We start from the raw sequence: 23,944 nt of genomic DNA on the forward strand, positions 1-23,944 counted from the left end.
GCTAAAGTCGGTTGATCTGAATATCGCCGCTGTCGAGCTCGACGTCGGCGACGAATTCCACGGGAACGTTGAGCGGTTCGGCTTTCATGTCGGCGTGAACGATGAAGCGCAGCTTGAGCTGCTCAGGGCCGACCGAGCCGTCGCGGCGGACGCGGATTGTCTTGCGATCGAGCCTCGGCTCAAAAGTCGTCAGGGTCTCGCGCAGCGCGTTGCTGAGTTCATCGTCAGTGACTTCGTCGATCGAACGATTGGCAATATCGGGAAAGCCATAGTTCAGGATCGACATTCGCACGCAATCCCGGCCGGTCATGTCCAGCGTTGATTCCAGAGCGATCGTATTGAGGAGCGTTTCGAGGTCATGGGAGACCTCGCGCCGCAGCAATGTTTCCGAGATCGGATGGCGTCCCGTGCTGCGCCGGCCTGCAATGATCCGTTCACCGGACTGGTCGCGCAGATTGAGCTCCTTGCGCGCATCACGTGCCTCGTGAGCCGCACGAAAGGCCAGCATGAGCGGAGGAGAAAGCCGATCCTTTTTTGGCGTAAGCGTCATTCCGGTCCCCATGTCGGCCGGCGCATATGCAGCTTCGGGGGCGGCAATTGGCGTCCGGCGAGACCTGCCGTGATCAAGCGTCCAGCCCGAAAACCGGGATAGCCCGAAAGGTGCGGGCGGGATCGCGTCGCATGGCACCGGTTTCCGCTATCGGTAACCGGCGCCAGACGAGGATCCGTAGATTCAAGCCCATTCCTTGTTGGCAGGAACGTCCCAGCCGAAGGTCGGCGACGCGCCGGCGGCGCCCTTCTCCGTCTGGGACTTGTAAGTCATCTTGACCTTCGCGAAGTTCAGACTCACGTTCTCGGTGAGACGCTCTTCGCCGTGCGACCCGCCGGTCGACACGCTGGTGACCAGAACGTGCTTCATCTCGATCTTGAGATATTCCAGTGGGTTCTCGCCGGCCTTGCGAACGGTGAGGATCGCGGTATCAATGTGCTTGCCATTCGCGCAGACTTTGAACAGTTCCGGCGTGGCCTTGTCAACGAAGTGCGTGAAGTGGAGATCCTGGACGCTGACCTTGCCGGCGCCGCCGCCGGATCCGCTGTGGAATGTACCGGTCTGGCTTTCGCCGAAAGACCAGCTCAAGACATCGATTTCGTCAGGATGTTTGTCGTCCTTCGATTCGCCCTTGATCGGATCGAGTTTCAAGAAAATATCGACAGCCATAGCATAGTCCTCTCAAAAATCTTGATATTGAAGGTCGTGATGACGTGACGTCAGGAGCTCGGGCCCGGCAGGCGCGAGACAAGGCTGAGGCCGACGTCCATCGCTTCAAGTTGAAAGTGGGGACGGAGAAAGAAGCGTGCGTTGTAGTATCCCGGGTTCTCCTCGTTTGCTATGACCTCAACCTTCGCAGCGGCCAGCGGCTTGCGCGCTTTCTGAGCTTCTGACGACAGGGCTGGATTGGCATCAACGTATTCGTTGATCCAGGTCTGCAGCCAGACCGTCAGCTCATCCTTCTCCTTCATGGATCCGATCTTGTCGCGAACCATGCACTTCAGATAGTGCGCAAAGCGAGACACTGCGAACATGTAGGGCAGACGTGACGATAGGTTGTCGGACGCGGTTGCATCCACGCCTTTCTCGCCGAAATACTTCTTCGGCTTGTAGAGCGACTGCGCACCGATGAAGGCCGCCTTGTCGGTGTTCTTGCGATGGATCAGCGGGATAAGGCCCGCCTTTGCAAGTTCGTGCTCGCGACGATCACTAATGGCGATCTCGGTCGGGCATTTCAGGTCGACGCCGCCGTCGTCGGTCGGGAACGTGTGCGTCGGCAGGTTGATGACCTCGCCGCCGGACTGCACGCCGCGGATGCGCGTGCACCAGCCGAACTCCTTGAAGGCACGGTTGATATTGACTGCCATCGCGTAGGCGGCGTTGATCCAGCCGTATTTGTCGCCGGTATGCCCGTCGGTTTCTTCCTCGAAGGCGAACTCCTCCACAGGCTCAGACTTGGCGCCGTAGGGGAGGCGACCCAGTACCCGCGGCATGCAGAGACCGAGATAGCGTGAGTCATCCTGGTCGCGCAGACCCTTCCATGCCGCATATTCCGGCGTGTCGAACACCTTGCCGATATCGCGCGGATTGGACAGTTCGGTCCACGAATCCATTCCCATCAGAGTGGGTTCGGCCCCGGCGAAGAAGGGGGCGTGTGCCGCGCCGGCAATCTTGCTGAGATCGCGCATCAACTGCACGTCGGTGGGCAGATGGCTGAAATAGTAGTCTCCGATGAGGCAGCCGAACGGCTCGCCACCCAGCTGGCCGAACTCGTACTCGTAGACCTGCTTGAACAGCGGGCTCTGATCCCAGCGGGCGTCCGGGTAAAGCCGGAGGTTGCGATAGAGCTCACTCTTGGAGACGTTCATCACGCGAATTTTGAGATTGGCGTCCGTCTCGGAGTTGAAGACGAGGTAATGCAGACCGCGCCAGGCGCTTTCGATCGCCTGGAACTCCGGTGCGTGGAGGATCTCATTCATCTGCGCGGTGAGCTTCTGGTCGATCCGCGCGATCATCTCCTCGATGGTGTCGAGGACGTCGGACTTGATGACGCTGGTGTCCTTCAACGCTTCCTGGACGAGCGTTGATACCGCGTTCTCGACTTCGGTCGCCGCGCGTTCAGTGCGAGGCTTGAAGCTTTGCTTCAGCAGGGTTGCGAACTCGTCAGCCTCGACGGTCCCGAGCTGAGTAACGGTTGCTTTCTGACCAGCTTCTTTTGCCATGGTCCCCAGTCCTTCCCTTATTTCTCAACGTCGGGTTCGGTCGGCTGGCTGGCTGCGCGCTCCTGCAGCGCGGCCATCAGTTGCGGATCGCTGAGAAGCTTTTTCAACTGATCCTCGGCGGCCACCTTGCCGTCCATGTAGCGCAGCAGGTTGGCGAGCTGTTCGCGGGCCTCCAGCAGCTTGGCCGTGGCTGGAACTTGCCGGGCGACCGCCACCGGTGAGAAGTCGGCCATCTTGTTGAAGCGCAGGGCGACGGAAATCTTCTCGTCGGGCGCATCGCCCAGACGATTGGCCACGCGTGTCGTCACCGCCGGGCTGAATTGCCGCCATGCGGTTGTCGAAATTGTCCATGTCGAACTCGAGGAATTTGCGCTCCTCGACCTTGGACTTCTCGACGCCGGCGTTGTTGCCGGAAAGGTCGGAGAGGACACCCATGACAAACGGCAGCTCGATCAGCCGCTCGGCGTCGTAGGGATCTTCGTAGGTGATGTGCACGCGCGGTGCGCGGTTTCGCCGAATGAATTTTTGACCGCTGTCCGTAGCCATGGCTGCCCTCTCTACAAAATCGCTTTGGAAACCGACTTGCGCGACGCAGGCTGATAAGGCGGCTCAACTCGCGGTCGACAAGCTTCCTTATGTCCTGTTAGTGCCGTCGAGCGAAAAGCGGGTTCAATGCGATTTGTCGATTGTCTTGAGCGTCCCCTCGGGCAGGACGTCATTCAAGAGGCTGAGGAAGTCTCGCTGCGCGAGATCGCGCGCGCGATCGACCAAAAAAGGGATCGGGCTGGACGGCTCTGCGGCTCGGAAAAATGCCGCCACCTTCGCCAGCAGGCCCAGAGCTTGAGTTCTGTTTTCTACACAAAAAACAACATCTTGAGATGCGTTCTCGACCGTGGATGAGGGTGTTATGGCGAGCTCCGCCATCCGTTCGATCGGCAGGTCGAAAACCTTGTCGCGCCCGATGTTGATCGCGGCGCTCTCCACGTGGGTGGGCACCAGCATCCGCATCACCTCGATGAATGACTTGCCGACCATTTCCTGCGCCTGGCGCACCAGCAACAGCGCCGGGTTGGACGGTTCCATTCGGGAAAAATAGTCCGCCACGGCCGCAAGTGCTGCGGTGGCCTGTGCTGACGAAGCCAGCGCGCCGGTCGTCTCCAGTGGCGCTTGCGCGTCAACCGGTGCGGCATCGTCCGGTAGCGCGGCCACTGCGGCGGGATCCCGCTCCGTGACAAGACCCGCAAGCCACGCGGCCATACCGTTTACGACTCCGGAGACTCGATCGAGGCTGATGGGTTGACCCGTGTTCAACTTTTCGTGCCAGATCGCCTTGAGGCCTGAAATTTCAGCCGCGACCGCCGAGCACCGGGCACTCACGGCCTTGAGGGTGTCGAGATCGGTATCGCCGATGATGCGCTCGATGGTCGCTAGATCGGGGCCGCCCGCGTCGGCATCGCCGGCAGCAATTTCGCCTTTGGCGACCTGATAGGCCCGATAATTGAGGCTGCCATGCCTGCGGTTCTCGATCAGCGGAAGGAATTGGAGGGGGTTGATCACGGTTGGAAACACATCGATCGCTTCGACTGTAACGGCCCGAAGCGCATAGTCGCCGTCCTGGGCCCTCGGATGCACCGCTTCCCACTGATCCCTCAGCAGCGTGCTGGTCGCCTTCAGGCAATTCAGAAAGCCGTCGAGATCCCGGTTGAGGATGGAGAACTTGGCCAGCAGCATGTTCAGGCGCAGATCGCGGGTGCGCGCCAGAAGGGGCCGTACGGCCTCAAACTGGCCCGCGATATCGACGGCCCTCGGATCGAAACGTCCGCGCTCTCCATTGGCGTTGACGACCTCGAAATACGACATCGGCAGCAGGGATTCTGCACCTGCGAAAAAGTTGAGGTACTGGATGTCGCCGGCGGCGTCGAGGTCCGGCCCGCAGGGATCATCGGCCGCTATGGCCTGGGTGAGGGATGCGACGTCGAGCATGCGAGGATCGTCCGTCTCCTAAGCCATCCGCCCCTCTGCCGAAGCCCGTGTCGTCCAGCGGATCGGGCAGGGGAAGATCATGACCTGATTGCCTTGATAGGTCAGATCCATGATGGCCCTGGTTCATTCCCCAAACGATCATGACAGTTTCGCGTGAACCGGCAAGCTCTTGGAGGCGACTATACTTGAGGGGCGAGGTGGTTCTTTGGACGGCTGCCGTGGCGCGTCAGAAGGGCCACCCACCCTCGGGGCGGACTTGCCGGCCCTGTCAGCGGCAGAAGGGATTTCCGTGGTTCTTGCATGACGCCTGATCTGCACTTGTGCCGATCACGCGGACGAAGAGGGAGTTAACGCCCACATGGGCCAGCTTACCCAGGATACCCGCCTCTGCGAGCTCAAGACGCCTCTCGGCAAAGACGTTCTGGTTTTCGTCGGATACGAGGCTTCGGAAGGACTTAGCGAACTCTTCGAATATCGCATCGAGTGTCTCAGCGAGGATGCCGATCTCGACTTCGACCGTGCGATCGGTCAGCAATGTACGCTGACCATCAAGCTGCACGAAAAGGAACGCGAGTTCAGCGGCATTCTCACCGAGGCCCAATGGCTGGGGGTGAAGAACGACTATTTCAGCTATCGGATCGTACTGAGGCCTTGGCTATGGCTGTTGTCGCGAACCACCGATTGCCGGATCTGGCAGGACAAGAAGGCGCCCGACATCATCAAGGAGGTCTTCAACGATCGCGGCTTCACCGACTATGAATCCAAGCTGACCGAAGAGGGCTCCTGTCCGAAGCTCGAATATTGCGTTCAGTACCGGGAGACCGATCTGAATTTCGTTTGCCGGCTGATGGAACAGCACGGCATCTACTACTATTTCAAGCACGAGGGCGGCAAGCACACGCTGGTGTTGGCGGACTCCAAATCGTCGCACAGCCCGATCAACGGTCTTGCCACGATACCCTATATTCCGCTGACGGGAGCCGACCGGCGCGGCGAGCAACACATCTACGAATGGGTCTCGGAGCGCCGGTTTCGGACCGGCAAGGTTGAGCTCAACGACTACAACTACCAGAAGCCCAACGCGCAGATGATCAGCGACGCCAAGGGTAACGAGCACTACACGCGGTCGGAGATGGAGTTCTACGACTATCCAGGCAAGTTCAAGGAGAAATCCGACGGCGAGCGTTACGCGAAGATCCAGCTCCAGTCCGAACAGGCCATGGACCGGCGGCGGCGTGGCAACGGCGACGCGGTCAACCTGTTCCCCGGCGGACTGACCAAGCTCGAAAAGCACCACAAGGACTCGCAGAACGTCGAATATCTCGTGGTGCGAGCCACCCATTCGTTCTCGATCGAATCCTATCGCACCGGCGGCCCGAGCGACGCCGGCCAACACGTCTATTTCGGCAGCTACGAGTTTCTGCCGAGCGATCGGCCGTTCCGCGCGCCGATGCTGACGCCGAAGCCGAGGATCAACGGCGTCCAGACCGCCAAGGTGGTGACCAAGGACGACAATTCCAGCGAGGAGATCGACGTCGAAAATCTCGGCGAAATCTATGTCCGGTTCTTCTGGGACCGGAAGAAAAAGCGGTCATGCCGGTTGCGCGTCGCCCAGGTCTGGTCCGGCAAGAAATGGGGCGGTCAGATCATTCCGCGCGTCGGACAGGAGGTGGTCGTCGAATTCCTGGAAGGAGATCCGGACCGGCCGCTGGTGATCGGCACGGTGTATAACGACGAATACAAGCTGCCCTACGATCTGCCGTCCAAGAAGACGATCGCGGGATTGAAATCGGACTCCACCAAGGGGGGCGGCGGCTACAACGAGTGGAACTTCGAGGACAAGAAGGGCTCCGAGAAGATCACGGTGCACGCCGAGAAGGACCACGACGTGACGGTCCGCGACACCGAGACGCGGACCATCGGCGAAGCCGCACTCGGTGGTGACACCCGCAAGACCACGCTCGTCAACGGCAACGACAAGCTCGACATCGCGCTGGGCGGCCAGCATATCACAATGACGATGGATCAGTCCGTCACCGCAGGCCTGTCCATCACGCTCATGGCGAACGTCAACATCACCCTGCAGGTTGGCCCCAGCCAGATCATCCTGACCCCTGCAGGTATCGTCATCAACGCGCCGACTATCGCGATGACGGCGCAGGGCGCCATGGCACTCGCAGCCGGGGGACCGCTGGGCGCCCACGGCCTGCCAACTCTTGTCGGCTGACCGCTATGAGCCAGGCTCGGTTCGCTACGGTGCAGGATCTGTTTCAGGCCTATCCGATGGCGCGCCACGATGTCGGAAAGGCCGAAGTCGACAAGCCTTCGCTGGACTTCCTTCAGGACGCCACCGATGCGCGCAATTGGCACGGAGCCGTCTCTTTCTGCGCCTATCTGCTGCCCAGGCGCGTGGCGGTTGCCTGGGGATGCCGCTCGTTGCGACGGATGTTCGACCAGTTCGACGCCAACGACAGCAGGTCGCTGAATTTCGTGGAGACCTGGGTCCGGCAGCCGGACGAGCAATCCCGGAACAAGGCGCTGGCGGTCGGCAATGCCAACGATCCCGAGCAGCCGGCGACATGGTTGGCGCTGGCGGCCGGATGGTCCGGCGGAAGCGTGGTTCCGGCAGAATTTGCGCCGGTCGAGGCCAAGCCCGACCAAGCCGCGCGCGCGGTGCGGGCGGCCCTGCTGATCGCCCTTTGCCGGCTGCCCCGCGAGTCCCGGGACCGGATAATGACGGCATGCCTGGAGGATGGTATTCAATTGGCACGCGGCGAACCGCGCCCTCCGCGCTGACGAGACGATGAGATGGTGCTTCGCTTCAATATCGAGAACGAACCGAACCTTCCTGACGGCGGCCCTGTATCGTTTTCGGTCACCGGCAGGCGTTCGGTCGATATTGGCCGGGACCGTCACCTCGACTGGACGTTGCCCGATCCGACGCGGATGATTTCCGGAAAGCATTGCGAGGTGCATTTTCGCGACGGCGCCTATTGGCTGCATGACGTCTCGACCAATGGCACTTTTCTCAATGGCGCCGACCAGCGCATCCGGGGGCCGCACCGGTTGCGCGACGGCGATCGACTTACCATTGGCCACTACATCATCGGAGTTTCACTGGAGGACGAGGCGGGCGGGCGCGTCCCGGACCGCGAAGCGCAACCGCGCGCTTCTCCCGTCCAGCAGCATGCCGGGTACCAGGAGCTTTGGGCGGCCGACCGCGACGTGCCGCCGCCGATCGATCCGCAGCAGCTGAAGAACCCACGCGAGGCGGCGCGGCCGATCAATCCGGAGTTTCTGGACTGGGCCGCGAGCGTCCCGGCGCCGGGAGTGGATCCGTTTCGACGTCCATCGCCAACGCCTCCGCACCAGCCCGATGCGCAGGACGACATGAGCTGGGTGGCCGGCCCGGCCGCGACGCCGAGAGCACTGGTCGAGACACCACCCGCCATGCCGACCCCGCGCCGGCCATTGGTGTGGACCGATGATGAAACAGCCCCCGTCCAGCCGCCGCCATCGCCGGCCCGGCCACCCATTGAGCAATCCCGCCCGGCACAAGTGGTAGGCGAAGGGCCAGCCGCGGCCAAGCCGGTCGGCGGCACCGAGTTCGCGCGGCTGGTGGCACGTGCTGCGGGGTTGCCGGACAATTTCTTTGCCAACAAGACCGACGCGGAGCTCGCCGAACAGCTCGGCACGATCTTGCGCATGACCGTAGACAATCTGATGGCGCTGCTGCAGGCGCGAACTCAGGCCAAGCAGCTGACCCGCAGCACCAGCCAGACGACTGTCCAGGCCGTGGAGAACAACCCGCTGAAGTTCTCGCCGACTTCGGAAGAGGCCATGCGCGTATTGTTCGGGCCGCGGACGCGCAGCTATCTCGACGCGCAACGAGCCTTCGCGCAGGGCTTCAGCGACCTCAAATCGCATCAGTTGAAGACGTACATGGCGATGCAGCACGCCGTCCACGAGCTCGTCGCCGGCATCGATCCGACGCTCATGGCGCGCGAGCTCGAGCTTCAGCGCGGCGCAAACTCCTGGTTCGGCTCGAACAAGGGCAAACTCTGGGACGAATTCCTGACGCGCTGGAAGGCGCATCTCGGCCGCGACAATAGCGCGCCGATCGATACTTTCATGTTGCATTTTTCGGACTATTACGACCGCGCCGACAAGGGCGGCTCAAAGTGACTATCGGCGACCACGCGGTCGCCAAACTCTGCTGAGTGGATGTAGGAATGTCTTGGTACAGCAAGGTTTTCTGGTCAGAAGGACTGTTTCTGCGGCCGCACCATCTGCAGCAGAACGATCGCTATATCGAACATTTGCTGGAAAAGCGCGTTCGCTACACAACGCCATACCCCTGGGGATTCGCCCAGCTCGAGATCGACAAGGACCTCACCGAACAGAGCAAGTTCGCGGTGCGCAACGCGTCCGGCGTCATGCCGGACGGAACGCCGTTCGACATCCCCGCGGACAGCCCGATTCCGGAAGCGATCGAGGTGCCGGATTCTGCCGCCGGCCAGATCGTCTGGCTGATGATGCCGATCGCCGCGCCAAACACCCGCGAGGTTGATGAGGATCGCACCGACAGCGCCAGTCGCTATGTTCGCACGTCCGAGACCTTCATCGATTCGACCTCGGCGCTGCGCATCGAGGAAGAGATCGACATCGCTTATCCGCGGTTGTCGTTCGAACTGCGCAAGACCAGCAAGCCGGGATACATGGGGCTCGGCATCGCGCGCATTCTGGAAGTGCGCGACAAGAACATCCTGTTCGACGACAAGTTCGTGCCACCGATGCTGGTCTGCGCCGCACATCCCATCATCGACGGCTGGCTCAATCGCATCATCGGCTGGGTCGAGACCAAGCTCGACGAGCTGGCACGTTACGCAGTCGATCCGTCGTCCGGGGGCGGGTTGCAGAGCGTCGACTATCTGGTGCTGCAGGTGCTGAACCGGACCATTCCCGTGCTGACCCATTTCCAGCGTTCGGGCAGCGTTCATCCGGAACGGCTGTACGAGGAGCTGCTGAGGTTTGCCGGTGAGCTTGCGACGTTTGCCACACCAGAACGCCGTGCTCGCAACTATCCGGCGTACGATCACGACGACCTCGAGAATATCTTCACACCCCTGGTGAGCGACATCCAGGACTTCCTGAGCGCGCGGCTGGGCCGGCGGGCGATCCGCCTGGAGATCATCGAGCGCGCCCAGAATGCGTTCGTGTCGCCGATCCGCGATCGGGCGCTGTTCCGGAATGCGACCCTGGTGCTGGAGGTCGCCGCACGGCGGCCGCTCGTGGAGATCCAGAACGACTTCCCGCATTTGTTCAAGGTCGGCCCGAACACCAAGATGAACGAGATCGTGCACGCCAACTTGCCAGGGTTGACGCTGGTGCACCTGCCGACCCCGCCGCCGCACATCCGGGCCATCACCGATCACGTCTATTTCTATCTCGATCGCAAGTCGCCGCTATGGCCGGAGTTCAGCACGGCGGCCTCGATCGGGATGCATTTCTCCGGCGACTGGCCGGAGCTTGAGCTGTACCTTTGGGCTATCCTGGAAGACAGGCCATGAGCGACAGGGACAAGCCGGTCAATCCTTTCGGTCGGGGCGAGCGGACGATCATTCGTCCCAATCCCGGCGGGAGGTTGCCGCCGGCGCCCGCCGCTCAGCCTCCGGCGGGCGAGGGGCCCGCAGCACGTCCAAGCTATTCGCCGTCACCTGTGCCGTCTCCCGGCGCGCCCGCGCCTTCCTCGCCGTCATCCTCTTCTCCCATTCCGCAGCACCCGAGCTACGCCGCTGCGCCGACCAGCCAGCCGTCCGAGGAATGGATATCGACACCCGCGCAGGCACCGGTGCAGCAGGGGATGCTGCCGCCCGGACCGCCGCTGCGCGTCGACGATCTGGTGGCGCCAAACGCCAATCCGGTGATGCGTGCGGCCGGCCCTTTGCTGCAACTGCTTGGCCGGTTGCGCGTGGCGCTCATGCGTGCGTCATTCGCGAGTCTGATGGAGCAGGTCGCCGACGCGATCAAGTTCTTCGAGAAGGATATCCGTTCGGCGGGGATCTCCGAGCATCAGGCCAACACGGCGAAATACATCCTCTGCGCCACCGCCGACGATATCGTGCAGCACATCCCGACCGATGAACGCCACGTCTGGACGCAATATTCCATGCTGAGCCGATTCTTCGGCGAGCGTGTGGGTGGTGTCCGCTTCTTCGAGATCCTCGATCATTTGAAGGTTGATCCGCTGATCAACTATCCAGTGCTCGAACTGCAGCATGCCTGCCTCGCGCTCGGCTTCCAGGGCATCCACCGTACGTCGGCAGGCGGGCTTGCGAACCTGCAGGTGATCCAGCGCAACCTCTACGAATTGTTGCGCCGGGTTCGTCCCAAGACGGTGAGCGACCTGTCGCCCAATTGGAGGGGGCAGGCGCTGGCCGGTCGCCGGCAGCGTCTCCGCGTTCCGGTCTGGCTGGTGGCAGCCGTGGCCGCCGCGCTATTGACGGGGTCCTATTTCGTCCTGCGGACGCTGCTGGCCGGCCGGGCGGAGAACGCTGCCGAAGTCGCTCTGGCGCTGCATCCGAGCGATCCGATCGAGCTCAAGCGCAAGGTCATTGCACCTCCGCCTCCACCACCTCCGCCGCCACCGCCGGACCGTATCACCCAGCTGCAGCGCATTCGCAACGCGCTCGCCAAGGAGAACACCGCCTGCGCCATGACTGCGGACCAGACCGCGAGCTTTATCGTGATCAGGGTCTGTGACCTCGTGTTGTTCTCGTCAGGCCAGGCCACCGTCCTCGACGGCTTCAAGCCGGTTGCGGCCCGCGTCGCAGCAACTCTCGACAAGGAGCCGGGACGAATCCGGGTCGTCGGTCACACCGATAGCTCGCCGATCCGCACCGTGCGCTTCCCTTCGAACTTCGAGCTGTCGGTCGAGCGCGCCAAGGCGGTTGCCGCCGCGCTGAAGCCCGGCCTGACCGATGGTTCGCGCTTCGACGTTGAAGGCAAGGGAGCGGACGCGCCGATCGCACCCAATTCGACGCCTGACGGACGCGCCAAGAACCGGCGTGTCGAGATATTCATCGAACGCAGCGAATAAGCAGGCTCCACGGCTCACGCGGTTTGCGACAGGTACCGATCAATGCTTGCCAAGGATATCATCCGCATCATTCTCTACGGAGTTGGGCTCAGCTCGCTCGGCGCCGTGATCTATTTCGCAGGTCCCTTCATTGCATTCGGCGACTGGCATCCGCTCGAGAACCACATCATCCGCCAGATCGCGATTCTGCTGCTGACCACGGCCGTGGCGGGCGTCGCCGCCTTCAGTTTCTTCAAGCGGCGCAAGAATGCCAAGGAGATCGCCGACGGGATCAGTGCGGCAGATCAGCCCGTCAGCGATGAGCCGGTTCTCAAGGAGCGCATGAAGGATGCGCTCGCCACGCTGAAGACCGCAAGCGGCAACAAATCGAGCTATCTCTACGATCTGCCCTGGTACGTCATCATCGGCCCGCCCGGCGCCGGCAAGACCACGGCGCTGGTCAATTCCGGGCTCAAATTTCCGCTCGCACGCGGGGCGACGCCGGCTGCGGTCGCGGGGGTCGGCGGTACCCGCTATTGCGATTGGTGGTTTACCGAGGAGGCCGTGCTGATCGATACGGCCGGCCGCTATACCACTCAGGATTCCAACGCCAAGGCCGATAAGGAAAGCTGGCTGGCCTTCCTCGACATCTTAAAGAAGAGCCGGTCACGCCAGCCGATCAACGGCGTCCTGGTCGCCATCAGCATCGAGGACGTGCTGACGCTGCCGAAGCAGGAGCTCGCGCTTCACGCCGACGCCATCAGAATGCGCCTGCTCGAGCTGCATCAGAAGCTCAAGGTCAGCTTCCCCGTCTACGCGCTATTTACCAAGGCCGATCTCGTTGCCGGCTTCACCGAATACTTCGCCTATCTCGGCGAGGCCGGCCGTCGCCAGGTCTGGGGCGCGACATTCCAAACCGCTGACAAGACCCAGAATCTGGTGGGACAGATACCGGTCGAGTTCGACCGTCTGCTGGAGCGCCTGAGCGAGGAGACACTCGACCGCCTGCAGGACGAGCCGACGCCGCAGCACCGCGTGCAACTGTTCGGCTTCTCGGCACAGATGGCGCGGCTCAAGCCTCAGATCCACGACTTCCTCAACCAGATCTTCGAGCCAACGCGCTACCACGTGAACGCGAACCTGCGCGGATTCTACTTCACCTCGGGTACGCAGCAAGGGACGCCCATCGATCAACTGATCGGGTCGCTGGCGCGCACGTTCGGCGCGGAGGAGGTCGGTTCCGGATCCTATTCAGGGACGGGCAAGAGCTATTTCCTCGCCGATCTCATTTCCAAGGTCATCATCGGCGAGGCCGACTGGGTCTCGACTGACCGTGCGGCGGTGCGCCGCGCACTGATCCTGAAAACCGCAGCGCTATCCTTGATCGGTCTGGTCTCGATCGGGCTGATCGCAGGATGGCTGACCAGCTACAAGCGCAATTCCGACTTGATCGAGCAGAGTGTGCAGGCGGACAACGAATATGCAGCCGCCGGAGCGCCTCTCATCAAGCAGACGCTGATCGACGATCATGATCTCGACAAGGTGTTGCCACTGCTCTATCGGCTGCGCAACGCCCCGGCAGGCTACGGATCGCGCAACGAATCGGTGCCCCTGTCGGCCCGTTACGGGCTCAGCCAGCACGCGCGGCTGATGTCCCCCTCCAAGGCGGCCTATCATACGGCGCTCGAGCGCATGTTCAGGCCACGCCTGCTGTATCGTTTGGAGGAGCAGCTCAACACGCGCATCAACGAATCTGCGTTCGTCTACGAGGCGCTGAAGGTCTATCTGATGCTCGGCGGCCTGCAGTCGCCGGACCGCGAGCTGATCCGCTCCTGGATGCAGCGCGACTGGCAGGACAACCTCTATCCCGGTGCAACCAACGCAGAAGGACGGCGCCTGCTCGATGAGAACCTCACGGCGATGTTCGACCTCGAGACGGAGCAGCCCCCGCTTGTCGAGCTGGACGGCCGGCTGATCAAGCAGGCGCAGAACTCGCTCGCGCGCCTGAGCGTCTCGCAGCGCGCCTACGAATTCCTGAAATCCGAGGCTCGCTCATCGACTGCAGGCGACTGGATCGCCGCCCGCCGCGGCGGTCCTGACATGGCGGTCGTGTTCGAAACCACGACGGGGCAGCCTCTGGACGCTGTGCGGGTGCCCCAGTTCTTCACGTATAACGGCTTCCAGCAGAACTTCGTCGCCCGACTGCCGGGTTTGTCGGAGCGCATGAAGAAGGAACGCTGGGTTCTGGGCGATGCCGGCCAGCAATCGGCCATCGACCAGCAGTACGATAACCTCGCCGGCGACCTCTTGAACATCTATTCCAACGAGTTTGTCACGACTTGGCGAACCGCGCTGGGCAGCTTGCGTCTGAAGAAACTGCTTGCCGACAAGCCGAAATACGAGGTGCTAAGGGCGGTTTCCGCGCCGACCTCACCGATGCGGCAAATCCTGGAATCGGTGCGCGACGAGACGATGCTGACCAAGGAACGGCCGAAGCCGGCGAACGCTGCGACGAATACGGCCACGCCTGCCGTGGCCGCGCCGCCACTGTTCACCAACGCACAGGATGGACCACTCGGGACGACGATCGAAGCGCAGTTCAAGCCATACCATGCGGTGCTGGAAGGCGACAGCACCCGCCGGCCGATCGACTCGACCATCGCCAACCTGAACGACATCGCGCAGAATCTGACGCTGATGATCGAGAATCCGCAACTGACCGCGCAGGCGACCGCTTCGCTTCAGAGCCAGGTTGCGGCCCTGCGCAACAATGCCTCGCGCATGCCGCCGCCGTTCTCCGACATGCTGCGTGCGGCCGCCGCGGAGTTCGAGGGCAGCATTGCCGCCTCGACTGCCGGACAGATCCTGCAGGCGCTGCGCGATCAGGTCACGCCGGTTTGCCAGCAGACGGTGACCAACCGATATCCGTTCGTCCGCGGCAGCAATCAGGAGGTGCCACTCGCCGACTTCGCCAAGCTTTTCAGTCCGAACGGCGTCATGGACAAATTCTTCACCCAGTTCCTGGCGTCTTACGCCGACACTTCGCGATCAGATTGGACCTGGCGCAAGGAGAGTCCCGTCGGCCGATCGTTCTCGCCCGACACGCTCAAGCAGTTCCAGAATGCGGCCTATGTCCGCGACGCCTTCTTCCAGACCGGCGGTGGCGTGCCGGCGGTGTCGTTCGCGATCCGGCCGCCCGGGGCATCCGGACCGGGCGTGACGGTCAAGACCGAGATTGGCGGTACGACGATCACCAGCCCGGTCACGCCGGGCCCGCCCACGGCTTCGTCCATGTTCGGCGGGCCGCAACCTCCGCCACCACCGCCGCAGCCTCAGAGCAACGCACCGACCACCGTCCTCTGGCCGGGTCCGTCGCCGCGGACGGCAATTTCGGTCAGCAACGATATCGGGCCGCCGTCCGTGCTCGAGCGCATCGGTCCCTGGTCGTTATTCCGGATGCTCGAGGCTGGATCCTTGGTGGTGAAAGCGGAAACCGCCAGCGCGACTTTCATCGTCGCGGGGCGCGAGCTCAACTATCAGATTTCGACCGGGTCGTTGCGCAATCCCCTCAACATGTCGGTGCTCCGCGAGTTTCGTTGCCCGACCGGAATATGACCATGCGTTGTGGGCTATTCGGCAAAATCGGCGCGAAGCGTGATTTCATCGCGATCGCCACCCCGCGCAGCTTCCTGGAAGCCTGGGAGCCATGGGTGCAGTCTGCGCTGTCGGCCAGTCGTCATCAGCTTGGCCCGGGCTGGCAGCAGGCGTTCCTGACCGCACCGGTCTGGCGATTCTGGCTTGGCGCCGCCATCTGCGGCACGACGGTGGCGGGGGCAATGATGCCTTCGCTCGACGGGGTGGGGCGGTATTATCCATTGACGCTGCATGCGGTGTCGGACGAAAGCGCCTTACTGCCGCCGCCGAGCGTCGATCCTCAGGATGAATGGTACGGACAGGCGGAGGCGTTCCTGCTTTCGACCCTGGATCAAACTTCTACCTTTGAGCAGATATCGGGTGCCCTGGATCGTCTCGCGCTGCCGCGACCGCAGGCGCCGATCGCCGACGAACCGCAAATGATCGCACTGGGCGCAACGACCGTCGGAGCGGTTTCAGCGGATGACGCATTCACCAAGTCCTTTGCCGCGCTTTCCGCTGCCAATCCGCAGATCTATGCTGCGGCAAGTTTCTGGTGGACCGCGGGTGGCGAAGGCTTTCCATCAATGGCGCTCGCTTGCCGCGGATTGCCGGATCCATTTCACTATTCCACACTGCTGACCGGCGATCTCGGCCGTGCAGCATCCGGGACGGGGTGACGCGCGATGGTGCATGTCCCTTCCTTGTTCGATGTCGGTAGCGTCACTCATGCCGGACGGGTGCGGACCCGAAACGAAGATTCGTGCCTGGTCCGGACCGATGTCGGCCTGTGGGCCGTTGCCGACGGTATGGGCGGTCACGAGGCCGGCGATCTCGCCAGCCGCATCGTCGTGCAGTCGCTTGACATGATCGGCTTGCCGGACTCGGCCGCCGACTTGCTGGCGCAGTGCGAGGAGCGGCTGTTCCACGCGAACCGGCAGATCCTGTCGCTCAGCAAGGAGCGGCAGGGTGCCACCGTCGGCACCACGGCGGCGGTTCTGCTCGTGCGCGACGGCTATTATGCCTGCATATGGGCGGGCGACAGCCGGGTCTACCTGGTCAACCGGGGCAGCATCAATCAGGTATCGCATGATCACAGCGAGCTGGAGGAACTGATTGCCGGCGGCGCGGTGTCGCGCGAAGACGTCAAGGACTGGCCGAGCAATGCCATTACGCGGGCCGTTGGCGTCGCCGATGATCCGGAGTTCGAGGTCGTGACAGGTCCGGCCGAGCCGGAAGACGTCTTCGTGATCTGCAGCGACGGCTTGACCAAGCATGTGCAGGACGACGAGATCCTGCAGCATGCGATCACGCGGCACTCGCAGGCGGCTTGCGATGACATGCTCGCTTTGGCTCTTGATCGGGGAGGGCTCGACAACGTGACGATCGTGGTTGTGCGACTGCTGGTGCCGCGATCCTCAGAACCGACAAGATCGCCGCTGGATCGGGAGCCGCAACCATGACCGTCAACGATCCATTCCCGTCGGGCTACCGCGGTGTGCCGCCCGGCACCCGCCTCAACGGCATCTACGAGATCGAAGCTGTGATCGGCGCGGGCGGCATGGGTGAGGTCTACAAGTGCCGTGAGATCCAGACCGGATCGCCGGTTGCGGTGAAAATGCTGCTGCCCGACATGGTCGACAACGAGGCCGCGCTCGCGCTGTTCCGGCGGGAGGCAGCGGCGCTTCACAATCTCCCGCACGATGCGATCGTTCGCTACTTCCTGTTCACCGTGGAGCCCGTGCTGCAGCGACCGTATCTCGCGATGGAGTTCGTGAACGGCCGTTCGCTCTCGAACATGCTCGACGAAGGGCCGTTGACTTTCGAGGCGCTGGTCAAGCTGATGCAGCGCGTTGCATCGGGACTTGAGGCCGCCCACGAGCACGGCATCATCCATCGCGATGTTTCCCCGGACAACATCATCGTGCCGCTCGACGATGTGAGACGCGCCAAGATCATCGATTTCGGTATCGCCCGATCGACCCAGATGGGTGACAAGACCATCATCGGTTCGGGCTTCGCCGGCAAGGACAACTACGCGTCTCCGGAACAGGTCGGCCTGTACGGCAACGAGATCACAGCGAAGTCCGACGTCTACAGCTTCGGACTCGTGCTGTTCCATGCGCTGACCGGACAGAAGCTCGACATGGGCGGAAGCCAGTTTCAACTGGTGGAGAAGCGCCGGCGTGTGCCCGATCTCGGTGCGGTAGACATGCGCATCAGGCCTTTGCTGGAGCGGATGCTGCAGCCCGATCCGGCGTTGCGTGCGACCATGGCGGAGGTCGCCAAATGGACGCCGACAGGTCCGCCTCAGACATCCACCGCGCCGCTGTCCGGCTTCGATCCGCTGGCGCCGCCGGAAAGCGCGGCGCCGGCCTGGCAGGACAGGGCGCCCTCAACCGCGCAGAGGAGGCCGCGCAGTCTCTGGCTCTATGCGAGCGCAGTCGCGGTGCTGCTCATGTTGGGCGCGGGTGGATATGCCTTCTACAAGCTGGTCTGGTCGGCGCCTGGCGTGGCGGGCTTGCCGCCGCCTCCGAAACTCGCGGGGACAATGTCGCCGCCGAAAGTCGAGCCCTCTGCACCACAGCCCGGACGCCGGGAGCCGGTGAAGCTGTCACCACCGCCGGCGGTAACGCCCACTCCGCCAGCCGAGGGGCAGGGACGCGCCGAGCGCATCCGCAAATATGTAACTCAATATTCCGGCGGCGATTGCTTCTTCATTTTGCCGGTTGCGGTCAGTCAAACCGCCGCCGTGATCGAAGGCTTCGGCGCCTCGACGGCCCCGTTCGATACGTTCGACAAGGCGTTTCGGCGGGACCAGGGATTTGAGGCTTCGGTCGGTGTCAGGCAGGTGACCCAGGCCCAGTGCCCGGCCGTCAAGTTCTTGAGCCAGGTGGGAAGCGATCAGGTGCGAGTGCCGCGCGTCACCCTGTCAGCGACGGAACTGAAGGCTGGAGAAACCCTCAACGGCACCATCGAGAACTTCGCCAATCGTGTGGTGGAATTGCTCGTGGTAACGGATCGCGGTGAGGTGCAGAGCCTGTCTTACCTCCTGAAGCCGGGTATTGACTCGCTGTCGTTTTCTCTCCCGGTCCCGCGCGCGAGCGGTCCGCAGCTGATCTTGGCCGTAGCGACTCCGCAGGTTCTGGACTCGTTGCGCCAGCCGCGACCGACCGCTGCCGACACGTTCTTCCTGCAGGCGCTGAGTGACGCCCAGCGCAACCACGTGACGATCACCGCGGCCGCGCGCTACGTGATGCTTACGAACTGATCGGCGCTCAGAATTTTCCGATCACCAGGATCTTCAGGTCGGTATCCGGCTTGAAATCGCTTGCCGTATATTCAAGCGTGTTTCCGGTCGGGGGCGCCTTGAGCCGGCCCTGGCAGAAGCTGACCATGCGGTCGCTGCCACCCGGGTCGATGGTCAGCTTGAACGCCCGGATCGGCCCGGCCCAATTCGCGCCGGTCTTGAGCACGTATGAAATGCGCCGCTCCTGCAGCTTGGCGGTGTTGGCCGTGCCGTCGCCGGCGCGCTTGTCGAGCTCGGCAAGGAACCCGTCCGTGACGCAATAATCCTTCCGGTAACGCGCGACTTCCGGGCCGAGTGCGTTGCTGCGGCGCAGGCCCGGGCGCAGTATGGTGTCAGCGCTGGAGCCGACGCTCGGCCGATACTGGTGTTCGACGACAACGGTGCGCGAGGGCGGAAACACCTGCTGGCGCACGGCAGACGTCCTGGTGACCCAGGCTGGAGCATATTGCTGACGGCCGTTGTCGCTCATTCCGGCAGGCATCAATAGCCCCTCGTCCACAAGTCGGGTTCGGGTTGCTGCCGGGAGGTCGGTCACGCGGATCTCGCGGCTGCCGATGGGCAACAGCGGCAGCTTGAGCTGGCGGAGCAGTGCGCTGACATCCTTGTCGCCAATCATGGCGCGCTGATCAATCGTCAGCGGCGCCGGGCTACCGTCGATCCTGGTCTCGAAGTCGACGAAGTTCACCGGGTCGTTCGACGGCAGCGCAATGTTATCGGCCTCCAACAGGTCGATGTCGGGCAGCGGAAAGGCCACAGTCAGCGTGACCGGCTTGGTGGTGACGTTGGCGAACTGATAGCGAACGATGATCCTGTCGAGTGCGATACGCAGGTCCTCGCTCTCCATGGCCACATCGCGGGTGCGAACGAACTGGAGCCCCCCGATCGACAATTCGGCGGCCGAGTCGTTGGCTCGTGCCGGCCAGTTGGTCGCAACCAACAGCGCGACCATCAAGGCTCGGACCCGCAACGACGCGCGGGGCAGGGGTCCGTTCAGCATGCTCGTCTCCATACGGCGTCGCAACATGTGCCGGTCCGCCCGGCAATGAATCAGTCGAGGGCCTGGTAAAGATCGCCCCATTCGGGCTTCCAGACGCCGTCCGGATCGCACACCACGATCGCGAGCTTCACGTCATTGGCCAGCCGGATCGCGCCGCGAAAGGCGTCCTGGGCCGGCAACGGGGCGCTGACCTGGTCATTGGACAGCCTCCCGCCGCTGCTGGCAGCCGGCATCACAACCGATCCGGTGGCGCCGTCAGCGTCGCGTTTCAGGACCAGCGTAATGGCGTCGGGCTGGATCTCGTTGACCTGCTCAAATCTATTCTTGGCCATGATTTCTGCACCGCAAGCTGAAGACATTCGGGCTATCACCGTCCGGTGATAGAATTGAACGCGATTGAGATTGCTCACCACTAATTGACGCGCCGCATCAACGGCATCTCGGATTAGTCGATCTGGCGCGACAATCGGTTCGGGCACATTGAGGCGAACATGTTTCGTCCAACGAGTTGGATCTGGGTCTTCATCGCCGGTGCGAGCATTTTCGCCACCGGGACGCACGCCGAGGACACCGTCGTGCGGAGCTTTTCGGGCGGCTCGGCTGCCTCCATGGTCGGCATCGTCCCGGCCGGCGAGGACGTGGAACTGGCAGGCCCCCAGGCGCTCAGTGCCGACGGGCAGGGCAACCTGTTCGTGCTCGATCAGGTCAACGGACGCATTCTCCAGTTCGATCCCAAGCAGCCGAATTCCGATCCTGACGTCCTCAAGATGCCGAGGGATGTACAGCCGACCGATCTCGTCGTTCATAACGGCGACATCATGGTTTGGGACGGCGGCGTCCGCACGTTGAAGGCGGCGCCAGACCAGTCCACGCGCGGGCTCGGTGGCGACGAAATCCAACTTGAGGAAGTCTCGAGCCGCGGCACGGACGACCAGGTCGCCATCTCCGCCTTCGCCCAGATGGGATCGCAGCCACCCGGCAGCGCGACCGAGCTGCTCGACCAGAACACCCGCGCGGCCGTCGTCAAAACGGGCCGGCAGCCCGACCGGCAGTACGTCGCGTCCCGCAGCAAGGGCTCGGTCATCGCCGATATCATCCCGGACAAGGGCAATTCCAGCGTGCGCATCGAGATCCAGACCATGGTCACCAATGAGACCATTGGCGCGCTCGGCCTGCGCGTGCGTGACCAGCTCGGTACGGTCGAGTTCCTCGAGATCGACAATAGCGATCGCTTCTATGTGTTGGCCGAAGACATTCCGCCGTCGGGAAAGAACGCATCCACTTTCGTCGTGCGCTATGCCGCCAACGGCCGGCTCGAGGGAATCTACGAGTTGCCCCTCGAGAACACCCCGCTGACGAGGCGGTTCGTCACGATCTCGGGTGACGGCGACGTCTATTTCCTGCGAACCAAGCCAAACGGTGTCGATGTGGTTGGCGTCGGCTTCCGCCCCCTGCGCAACGCGTCGGTGATCGACGCTCGGCCGTCGCGGACGGCAACCGCGCAGCCCTACAACAACAGCAAGTTCAATGCGACAGCGGCGGTGCGGCCGTCAAATCGCCAGCAGGCGATCGAGACCGCGTTTGCGTTCGAGGGTGTGCAGTGGAAGCTGACGCAGGCGAACTATGGCAACGATCCGGACAGCCAGTGCAGCGGATTCAACCGCATTCGCCGCCCATGGTACCTTCAGGGCAAGGTAAACCAGGAGGTGCGCGGCGTACCCTATTGCTGGGGCTGTCACGGCTCGCTCGCAAACTTCCGGCAGCGCATCGAGAGCGGCACGTTGGCCGGGAATGTCTGCACCCGCAACGCGCCCCGGCCGGATGTGGCGGGCGTCGACTGCTCGGCGTTCGTCAGCGCCACGTGGGGACTCTCGGTCCACTACACGACCGCCGCCATTCCCGCGATCGCGTCGCCCGTGACGAACCCCTGGGAGTTGAAGCCTGGCGATGCACTCAACAAGCCCGGCTCCCATGTGATGTTGTTCCTGCGGTTCACGCCGGATCGCAAGGCGGAGGTGATAGAATCCTCGACCGGCGGCTGCAACGGACGCGTTTGCCGCAACATCTATCCGTTGGCGAGCCTGCTTGCGCGTGGCTACACCCCGGTTCGCTTCCGTGCCTTCGCCGATGACCAGACAACCGTTTCGGCTGACGTCTACCAGGACTCCGATGCGCCGGCGGGCCGCAAATCGGCGGCTGCGAAAACCGCGACCAAGAGACGCTGAACCATGTGTGTCACTGGCGCTACAGATGGATAGCGAATGCTGTTCGCAGGCTGGACCCGGGACGTTCGGACGAGGTGTCGCCGCCACGTCGGACCGGCGCGGTTCGGGAACCGGCTTGCATGACATCGAGGTGGATCACGATGCGAAGGTCCAGAGGATTTAAGTACAGGATCTGCTGCGCTGCCGCCATCGCGCTTGCTGCGGTGATCGGTCTGCCGCTGCAGCGCGCCCAGGCAGCGGAAGCACTGGCGATCAGCAATCCGGATGGGGCGGCCGTGCGCGCGCTCGTGATCGGAATCGACGATTACCAGCACGTCCGAAAACTGAAGGGCGCAGTCGCTGACGCTGGAGATCTCGTGTCCAGCCTGAAGACGATGGGGGTTAGCGATGTCGTCGAGTTGACCAATGCCCAAGCGGACAGGGCGAGCGTCTTGCGTGAAATCAGTGCCTTGGTGACGCGCACAAAGAACAACGACCTCGTCTTCCTGTCGATCGCCGGCCACGGCACGCAGGAGCCTGAGCGCGTCAAGGGCTCGGAGCCCGATGGGATGGAGAACGTGTTCCTGCTGCCCGGCTTCGAAACCACGCCGAAGGGGTCCGTCGAGCGCATTCTGGGGAGCGAGTTCAACCATTTCATCCGGCAGCTCGAGTTGCGCGGCGCGAAGGTGATCTTCGTTGCGGATACCTGCCATGGCGGCGGAATGGTGCGCGATATCGACCCGCGGGCTGCAGAGATGAGCTTCCGGCAGGTGCCGCGCTACACGTTGCTTGTCGATGAATTGAAACCGATATCGGACAGCAACGGTCCGAAGTCCGAGCTCGATCTCGACCATACGGCGTTCCTCGCCGCTGTTGATCGCCACACCAAGGCGCCCGAAGTACGGATTCCCGGGATCGATGGGCTGCGCGGGGCTCTCAGCTACGCGGTGGCGCGGGCAGTGGAGGGCAGCGCGGACATCGATCGCGATGGCAAGGTGACGCTCAAGGAGCTCTTCGCCAATGTCCGGCAGGTGGTCTATCAGCTCTCGGACCAGCGCCAGAACATCGTGACGATATCGTCACCGGCGCAGGCGCCGGAGACCGCCGTCGCCTTCGAGCTGACGCGCGGCGTGGTGCTGATTCAGGGCCCGGCCGCGAGGACGGCCTCCAGTCAGGCTGCTGACGGACAGGCGGCTGCCCCGCCGGCTGCGACGACCAAGGCTCCGGCGCTGCCGACGCTGGCCGCTGCACCCAATACGGTTGCGCCTGCCGCCGCTCCGACTGCTGCAGCCCCGACCGTCGCCGCACCGGCGCCCCTCCGTCTCACGGCACCGATCCGTCTGGCGGCGCTCGACGGCAAGATGAACTATTTCGCCGGCATGACGCCGAAGGACGCCACCGTGCAGGCCGTTCAGCCGACGGACAATCCCGACCTGATCTGGGACCCCGTCTCCCATGACGTGATCGCCTGGGGCGATGTCGTCGCCTATGGGATGGACGTGGCCAATTTGCCGACGGTCGTGGATCGCACCGCAGCAATGCGCGAGCTCAAGCGAATGGCGACCCGATCGCCGCAGATCATGCGTATTTGGCCGGATGATCGACAGCAGCGCGCTGGTCAGACCATCGAAGTCGAACTGTCCGACGTGGCTTCAAGGGCATTGCTGCTGTTCAATGTATCCGGCGACGGTACCATCCAGATGTTGTACCCGGTGGGTACAGATACGGCAGTGGCCAAATCATCGAACTTGCGGCTGCCACTCCGGGTGGGTGAGCCGTTCGGTGCCGAGCAGGTCGTTGCTGTAACCTCGCAGCGGCGCATGGTCGATCTCGAGACCGTCCTGATTCAGCTCAATCGGCGACGTGCCTCAGGGCACTTGATCAAGAACCTCGAGCGCTACCTGCCTGCGGACGCGCGGATCGCCTCGATCGGCTTTTTCAGCGCTCCCTGACATCTGTTTGGGGGG

General features: G+C 63.0%; 17 protein-coding genes and 1 pseudogene. 11 read left to right on the top strand and 7 right to left on the bottom strand.

Translation table 11 applies throughout. The features are described 5' to 3' along the window. Position 1 precedes the first annotated feature (1 nt). The 5 genes and pseudogenes from tssE to ABIF91_RS37285 all read right to left on the bottom strand — a co-directional run bounded on the left by tssE (position 2) and on the right by ABIF91_RS37285 (position 4,755). Positions 2-550, bottom strand: coding sequence for a type VI secretion system baseplate subunit TssE (tssE, locus tag ABIF91_RS37265; protein WP_028178523.1), 549 nt, complete (start codon positions 548-550; stop codon positions 2-4). Between the two features lie 183 nt (positions 551-733). After that, positions 734-1,219 (bottom strand): Hcp family type VI secretion system effector, encoded by a 486-nt coding sequence (locus tag ABIF91_RS37270; protein WP_028178524.1) that lies wholly within the window; start codon positions 1,217-1,219, stop codon positions 734-736. A gap of 50 nt (positions 1,220-1,269) precedes the next feature. After that, the gene (tssC, locus tag ABIF91_RS37275) at positions 1,270-2,772 is read right to left on the bottom strand and encodes a type VI secretion system contractile sheath large subunit (protein ID WP_028178525.1); all 1,503 of its coding nucleotides are present in this window, start codon (positions 2,770-2,772) and stop codon (positions 1,270-1,272) included. Between the two features lie 17 nt (positions 2,773-2,789). Continuing rightward, positions 2,790-3,318, bottom strand: a pseudogene (tssB, locus tag ABIF91_RS37280) (type VI secretion system contractile sheath small subunit). Between the two features lie 123 nt (positions 3,319-3,441). After that, on the bottom strand, positions 3,442-4,755 hold the full coding sequence (locus tag ABIF91_RS37285) for an ImpA family type VI secretion system protein (RefSeq protein ID WP_028178527.1): 1,314 nt from the start codon (positions 4,753-4,755) through the stop codon (positions 3,442-3,444). Between the two features lie 358 nt (positions 4,756-5,113). On the opposite strand from ABIF91_RS37285, the gene ABIF91_RS37290 reads away from it, so the two are divergent. From ABIF91_RS37290 to ABIF91_RS37330, 9 genes are read left to right on the top strand one after another with little or no spacing between them, the layout of a single operon-like run. Next, positions 5,114-6,982, top strand: coding sequence for a type VI secretion system Vgr family protein (locus ABIF91_RS37290; protein ID WP_028178528.1), 1,869 nt, complete (start codon positions 5,114-5,116; stop codon positions 6,980-6,982). A 29-nt stretch (positions 6,983-7,011) separates the two neighbouring features. After that, positions 7,012-7,551, top strand: coding sequence for a DUF6931 family protein (locus tag ABIF91_RS37295; RefSeq protein ID WP_244430064.1), 540 nt, complete (start codon positions 7,012-7,014; stop codon positions 7,549-7,551). Between the two features lie 12 nt (positions 7,552-7,563). After that, positions 7,564-8,940 (top strand): type VI secretion system-associated FHA domain protein TagH, encoded by a 1,377-nt coding sequence (tagH, locus tag ABIF91_RS37300; RefSeq protein WP_028178530.1) that lies wholly within the window; start codon positions 7,564-7,566, stop codon positions 8,938-8,940. A gap of 47 nt (positions 8,941-8,987) precedes the next feature. Further along, a complete protein-coding gene (gene tssK, locus ABIF91_RS37305; RefSeq protein ID WP_026201979.1) occupies positions 8,988-10,325 on the top strand; it encodes a type VI secretion system baseplate subunit TssK in 1,338 nt (445 codons plus the stop codon). Continuing rightward, entirely contained in the window at positions 10,322-11,854 is a 1,533-nt protein-coding gene (gene tssL / locus ABIF91_RS37310; protein WP_028178532.1) for a type VI secretion system protein TssL, long form, read from the top strand. The genes tssK and tssL overlap by 4 nt, the downstream gene beginning before the upstream one ends. Before the next feature lie 42 nt (positions 11,855-11,896). Further along, on the top strand, positions 11,897-15,448 hold the full coding sequence (tssM, locus tag ABIF91_RS37315) for a type VI secretion system membrane subunit TssM (protein ID WP_284279237.1): 3,552 nt from the start codon (positions 11,897-11,899) through the stop codon (positions 15,446-15,448). Then, positions 15,445-16,146, top strand: coding sequence for a type VI secretion system-associated protein TagF (tagF, locus tag ABIF91_RS37320; RefSeq protein WP_028178534.1), 702 nt, complete (start codon positions 15,445-15,447; stop codon positions 16,144-16,146). The genes tssM and tagF overlap by 4 nt, the downstream gene beginning before the upstream one ends. A gap of 6 nt (positions 16,147-16,152) precedes the next feature. Beyond that, complete coding sequence (locus ABIF91_RS37325) at positions 16,153-16,929, top strand: PP2C family protein-serine/threonine phosphatase (protein WP_028178535.1); 777 nt, start codon at positions 16,153-16,155, stop codon at positions 16,927-16,929. Beyond that, positions 16,926-18,737 carry a serine/threonine-protein kinase gene (locus ABIF91_RS37330; protein ID WP_028178536.1) on the top strand — a complete coding sequence of 604 codons (1,812 nt, stop codon included), beginning with the start codon at positions 16,926-16,928 and terminating at the stop codon, positions 18,735-18,737. The genes ABIF91_RS37325 and ABIF91_RS37330 overlap by 4 nt, the downstream gene beginning before the upstream one ends. Positions 18,738-18,744: 7 nt before the next feature. Here the strand turns inward: ABIF91_RS37330 and ABIF91_RS37335 are convergent, their stop codons facing one another. Further along, positions 18,745-19,725: a DUF4424 domain-containing protein gene (locus tag ABIF91_RS37335; protein WP_028178537.1), complete on the bottom strand. Its 981-nt coding sequence runs from the start codon at positions 19,723-19,725 to the stop codon at positions 18,745-18,747. Positions 19,726-19,823: 98 nt separating this feature from the next. Beyond that, positions 19,824-20,105, bottom strand: coding sequence for a hypothetical protein (locus ABIF91_RS37340; protein ID WP_028178538.1), 282 nt, complete (start codon positions 20,103-20,105; stop codon positions 19,824-19,826). A 159-nt stretch (positions 20,106-20,264) separates the two neighbouring features. Between ABIF91_RS37340 and ABIF91_RS37345 the strand changes: the two genes are divergently transcribed. Together ABIF91_RS37345 and ABIF91_RS37350 are read left to right on the top strand one after the other, a co-directional pair. Further along, a complete protein-coding gene (locus ABIF91_RS37345; RefSeq protein ID WP_028178539.1) occupies positions 20,265-21,998 on the top strand; it encodes a hypothetical protein in 1,734 nt (577 codons plus the stop codon). 140 nt (positions 21,999-22,138) lie between these two features. Beyond that, complete coding sequence (locus ABIF91_RS37350; protein ID WP_050995165.1) at positions 22,139-23,929, top strand: caspase family protein; 1,791 nt, start codon at positions 22,139-22,141, stop codon at positions 23,927-23,929. Positions 23,930-23,944: the final 15 nt, after the last annotated feature.

Origin of the sequence: Bradyrhizobium sp. USDA 241 (assembly GCF_049739505.1) — a bacterium.
Taxonomy (GTDB): domain Bacteria; phylum Pseudomonadota; class Alphaproteobacteria; order Rhizobiales; family Xanthobacteraceae; genus Bradyrhizobium; species Bradyrhizobium liaoningense.